General features: G+C 67.0%; 5 protein-coding genes and 1 pseudogene. 3 read left to right on the top strand and 3 right to left on the bottom strand.

Annotated features, from left to right (window positions below; all coding sequences use genetic code 11):
* Positions 1-739, bottom strand: a pseudogene (locus ACK4IU_RS18320) (F0F1 ATP synthase subunit alpha); the annotation flags it as partial.
* Positions 739-1,299, bottom strand: coding sequence for a F0F1 ATP synthase subunit delta (locus tag ACK4IU_RS18315; protein WP_409738198.1), 561 nt, complete (start codon positions 1,297-1,299; stop codon positions 739-741). The gene ACK4IU_RS18315 and the pseudogene ACK4IU_RS18320, both read right to left, overlap by 1 nt.
* A gap of 428 nt (positions 1,300-1,727) precedes the next feature.
* Between ACK4IU_RS18315 and ACK4IU_RS18310 the strand changes: the two genes are divergently transcribed.
* The gene (locus tag ACK4IU_RS18310; protein ID WP_409738195.1) at positions 1,728-2,276 is read left to right on the top strand and encodes a L,D-transpeptidase; all 549 of its coding nucleotides are present in this window, start codon (positions 1,728-1,730) and stop codon (positions 2,274-2,276) included.
* A 123-nt stretch (positions 2,277-2,399) separates the two neighbouring features.
* Here the strand turns inward: ACK4IU_RS18310 and ACK4IU_RS18305 are convergent, their stop codons facing one another.
* A complete protein-coding gene (locus tag ACK4IU_RS18305) occupies positions 2,400-3,155 on the bottom strand; it encodes a class I SAM-dependent methyltransferase (protein WP_409738192.1) in 756 nt (251 codons plus the stop codon).
* 60 nt (positions 3,156-3,215) lie between these two features.
* Here ACK4IU_RS18305 and gloB point away from each other — a divergent pair, with 60 nt between their 5' ends.
* Positions 3,216-3,983 carry a hydroxyacylglutathione hydrolase gene (gene gloB / locus ACK4IU_RS18300; protein WP_409738189.1) on the top strand — a complete coding sequence of 256 codons (768 nt, stop codon included), beginning with the start codon at positions 3,216-3,218 and terminating at the stop codon, positions 3,981-3,983.
* A gap of 159 nt (positions 3,984-4,142) precedes the next feature.
* Positions 4,143-4,671, top strand: a 529-nt coding sequence (locus ACK4IU_RS18295; RefSeq protein ID WP_409738186.1) for a Clp protease N-terminal domain-containing protein, incomplete at its 3' end; no start/stop codon positions are given.

Below are 4,671 nucleotides of genomic sequence, written 5' to 3'. Positions count from 1 at the left end.
GGAACTGCATCGGCGCCGGGTCCGAGGCGGTGGCGGCCACGACGATCGTGTAGGCCATGGCGCCGGTCTCTTCCAGCTTCTTCACCAGCTGGGCAACGGTGGACCGCTTCTGCCCGACCGCGACATAGACGCAGTACAGCTTCTTCGATTCGTCCGAACCGGCGGCCTCGTTGTAGGACTTCTGGTTCAGAATCGTGTCCAGCGCCACGGCGGTCTTGCCGGTCTGGCGGTCGCCGATGATCAGTTCCCGCTGGCCACGGCCGACGGGGATCATCGCGTCCACGGCCTTGAGGCCGGTCGCCATCGGCTCGTGCACCGACTTGCGCGGAATGATGCCCGGTGCCTTCACGTCGGCCACACGGCGTTCCGAGGCCTTGATCGGCCCCTTGCCGTCGATCGGGTTGCCCAGCGCGTCCACCACGCGGCCCAGAAGCCCGTCGCCCGCCGGCACGTCCACGATGGCCTTGGTGCGCTTGACGGTGTCGCCTTCCTTGATGTCCCGGTCGTCGCCGAAGATCACGATACCGACGTTGTCCACTTCCAGGTTCAGCGCCATCCCGCGGATGCCGCCGGGGAATTCGACCATCTCGCCGGCCTGCACGTTGTCGAGGCCATGCACTCGGGCAATCCCGTCGCCGACCGACAGCACGCGGCCGACTTCGGCCACTTCCGCGTCCTTGCCGAAGTTCTTGATCTGCTCCTTCAGGATCGCAGAGATCTCAGCAGCCTGGATTCCCATCACCCAACCTCTTTCATTGCATTTTGCAGGGCCGCGAGCTTTGCCTTGACCGAGGTGTCGATCATGGTCGAGCCCAGCTTGACGACGAGACCGCCGATGAGGCTTTCATCGACGGTCGTTTTCAGTTTCACGGTCTTGCCGACGCGGGCCTTCAGCGTCTCGGCAAGTTTCTTGGACTGGGCCGCGGTCAGCGCGCGGGCGGCCGTGACCTCGGCGGTCACCTCGCCCTTCTCGGCGGCGATCATGTCGGCCAGTTGCGCGGCGAACTGCGGCAGCACGAACAGGCGGCGCTTGTCGGCCATCAGCGCCAGCGTGTTCGACATCAGAGTGCTCAGCCCCAGTTTGCCGGCGATCGCGGCGATGACCTTGCCCTGATCCTCGCGGCTGATCACCGGAGAGGCGATCATCGCGCGCAGTTCCTCGCTGGCGGCCAGCGTCTCGGTCAGCGCGGCGGCATCGGCTTCCAGTTCCTTCAGCCCGCCGCCTTCCTTGGCCAGATCGAACAAGGCCGACGCATAGCGTGCGGCAATGCCCAGAGAGATCGAAGCTGGTTCTGACACGTCAACCCTTCCGCTGTCTCGTGCCCTGGGCTCTTGCGAACCGGGCGGTCCATCGGCACACACCTCGGCCCTTCGGCCGTGGCGAAAGCCATCCGTCGCGGGCGTCCTTAGCAGAGCCTCTGCCACCCCGCAACCGGGTTGAACACGGTTTCTTGAGGGCATCGGGACGCAGATTGTCGCTGTTTGCGCAATCGCCGCGCGGGCGGATGAGGCTTGTCCCGCCCGCCCCGTCTCCGCAAGGCCGACAGCATCGACTCAAGCGGTGTCGCGACGGCGGTGCCCGGTCTTTGCCCGCCACGGATTCGGCCCCGTCCACGCGGTCACTCTGTCTCACAACCGCGTCAGGCAAGGCGCCTGGCGGTTGCCTCTCCGCGCTTTGTTCGGGATCAATGCTTTCGGAATGTGGCAGACGAAAGGGAAGCTGGGACATGACGATTTCACGGCGCAGCATCATCGGGGCCAGCGCGGGGCTTCTCGCCCTTCCCGTCCTCGCCCGGGCCGAGACCAAGGCGCCGGTGCGCAGCAACACCTCTGCCTTCATCGCGCAGGACTGGCGCGACCATTTCGACAGCCTCGGTGTCGCGACCATCGTCGCCGATACCGGCTCACGCGCCCTGCATTTCTGGAGCGCGGACGGCTCCGACTATCGCATCTATCCCACTTCGGTGCCGCTGACCGACGAGCTGACCAAGCGTGGCTATACCGAGATCGTGCGCAAGAAGGTCGGCCCCAGCTGGACGCCCACGCCCTCGCAGATGCAGCGCTACCCCGACTGGAAGCCGATCGGCCCCGGCCCGGACAACCCGCTCGGCACACATGCGATGTATCTGTCCTGGCCGGCCTACATCATCCACGGCACCCACGACACGCGGAAGATCGGCCGCCGTTCCTCGGACGGCTGCATCGGCCTCTACAACGAGAACATCGCCGAACTCTTCGCGCTCTGCCCGATCGGCACCCGCGTCCGGGTGATCTGACTCGCCCCCTGGCCAGAGAGGACTCCTCCCCCGCCCCCTCTCTTGCCCTTTACCCAAATACTCCCGCCGGAGGCGTCGACATCTGCCCGGGGGCACCCCGCATCCCGCCGGGCGCCTCCGCCCTCACTCCCGGTTCAGCGCCGGTTCGGGCGCGCCCTTGCCGACGCCCTCCAGCACGCGCAACGGCTTCTTCACCGCCGCCCGCAGGCCGCCCTGCGTCGGCGCATAGACCTGCTTCGAGGCCTCGACCATCAGCACGCCCCCCGCCAGCCAGGGCATCTTGCGCCCGAAGGCCTCCCAGAAATCCGCCGAGCGCAGCCAGAACCGTGTGCTTAGCGGCGGGGCGAACAGCACCGAACAGTTGCGTTCCGGCGTGAAGCCATGCCGCTTCAGCTGCGCCTCCAGCTGCGCCACCGAATAGGGCCGCCCGAATCCGAAGGGCGTCTCGTCGCGCCGCGACCACAGGCCGCCCCGGTTCGGCACGATGAACAGCGCCCGCCCGCCCGGCCCGAGGACGCGCGTCGATTCCTCCAGCACCGCCGAGGGGTTCTCCGAGGTCTCCAGCCCGTGCATCAGCACCAGCCGGTCCACGAGGCCCGTGGGCAGCGGCCAGGCGGTGTCCTCGCACAGGACGCTGACGTTCTCCATCCCCGCCGGCCAGGGCATTACCCCCTGCGGCCCCGGCATCAGCCCGATCACACGCCGCGCCTCGGCGAGATAGGGCCGCAGCAGAGGCACCGCAAAGCCGAACCCCACCACCGTCTCGCCGGCCTTCGGCGGCCAGAGCCGCACCACCTGGTCCCGGATCGCCCGCTGCGCTACCCGGCCCAGTTGCGTGCGGTAGTAGAAATTCCTCAGGTCCAGCACATCAAGGTGCATTGCGGCGCGCCACTCCTCCGGGCAATCCTGTCCATCATACGCGGGAAGGGATCAAAGACCATGCCACTTGAACTTGTCACCATCCCCTGCCTTGCCGACAACTACGCCTATCTGGTCCACGACCCGGACAGCGCCCAGACCGCGCTGGTGGACGCGCCCGAGCCGGGGCCGATCCTTGCCGCGCTCGAGGCGCACCAGTGGCGGCTGACCGACATCCTTATCACCCACCACCACGACGACCACATCCAGGGGGTCGAGGCGCTCCGCGCGCGGACAGGGGCCATGGTGCTCGGCGCCGCCGCCGACGCCCACCGCCTGCCCCGGCTCCACCTCGCGCTCGACGAACACTCCAGCTTCCCGGTCGGGTCCGAGTTCGCCCGCGTGATCGACGTGCCCGGCCACACGCTCGGCCATATCGCCTTCCACTTCCCGCAAAGCCGCCTCTGCTTCACCGCCGACAGTCTGATGGCCGGCGGCTGCGGCCGCCTGTTCGAGGGCACCGCCCGCCAGATGCACGCCAGCCTGTCCAAGCTCGCCGCCCTGCCGCCCGACACGTTGATCTGTTCGGGCCACGAATACACCGCCTCGAACCTGCGCTTCGCGCTGACCCTTGAACCCGACAATCCCCGCCTTATCTCTCGTGCAGCCGAGGTCGCCGAACGGCGCGCCAAGGGCCTTCCCACCGTCCCCGTTCCGCTCGAGGAAGAACTGGCGACGAACCCCTACCTGCGGGCGCATCTGCCCGCTCTCAAGACAGCGGTCGGCCTGCCGGATGCCGACGTTGTCACGGTTTTCGCCGAAATACGGGCCAGAAAAGACAAGTTCTGAGCGCACCGTATCACAAATGGCGTGATGATCCGGGGGAAACCCCAAAATCTGGAAGATTGCGCTTGAAGTGCGGTGAAGAAAACCGAACTTTAAGCATATGAGGCCACGGTTGGTTCGGGCCCTGGCGCCCCCTCCGACCTGCAGGACAGGAGCACTGAAGTGCCATCGTTTTCGACCACGCTTGAACAGGCCATCCACAGCGCCCTGGCCCTGGCCAATTCGCGCCGCCACGAACTCGCCACGCTGGAACATCTCCTGCTGGCGCTGATCGACGAACCCGACGCGGCCCGCGTGATGAAGGCCTGCGCCGTGAACCTGGACGAGTTGCGCAAGACCCTGACCGACTTCATCGACGACGACCTGTCCACCCTGGTGACGGATGTCGAGGGGTCCGAAGCCGTGCCGACTGCCGCCTTCCAGCGCGTGATCCAGCGCGCGGCGATCCATGTCCAGTCCTCGGGCCGGACGGAAGTGACCGGCGCCAACGTGCTGGTCGCGATCTTCGCCGAACGCGAATCGAACGCCGCCTATTTCCTGCAGGAACAGGACATGACGCGCTACGACGCAGTCAACTTCATCGCGCATGGCGTGGCGAAGGACCCGTCCTACGGCGAAGCGCGGCCCGTCCAGGGCGCCGAGGAACAGCACGAGACGCCCAAGGCCGAGGCCGGCGAGGCGAAGGAATCCG

The sequence above is a fragment of the Tabrizicola flagellatus genome, from assembly GCF_046295235.1.
Taxonomy (GTDB): Bacteria; Pseudomonadota; Alphaproteobacteria; order Rhodobacterales; family Rhodobacteraceae; genus Tabrizicola; species Tabrizicola flagellata_A.
This window is presented reverse-complemented; position numbering and strand designations above follow the sequence as displayed.

Bases quoted from the DNA above. Each gene is read 5' to 3' on its own strand.
- ACK4IU_RS18310 (WP_409738195.1), top strand. From the start codon at position 1,728: ATGACGATTTCACGGCGCAGCATCATCGGGGCCAGCGCGGGGCTTCTC.
- ACK4IU_RS18305 (WP_409738192.1), bottom strand. From the start codon at position 3,155: ATGCACCTTGATGTGCTGGACCTGAGGAATTTCTACTACCGCACGCAA.
- gloB (WP_409738189.1), top strand. From the start codon at position 3,216: ATGCCACTTGAACTTGTCACCATCCCCTGCCTTGCCGACAACTACGCC.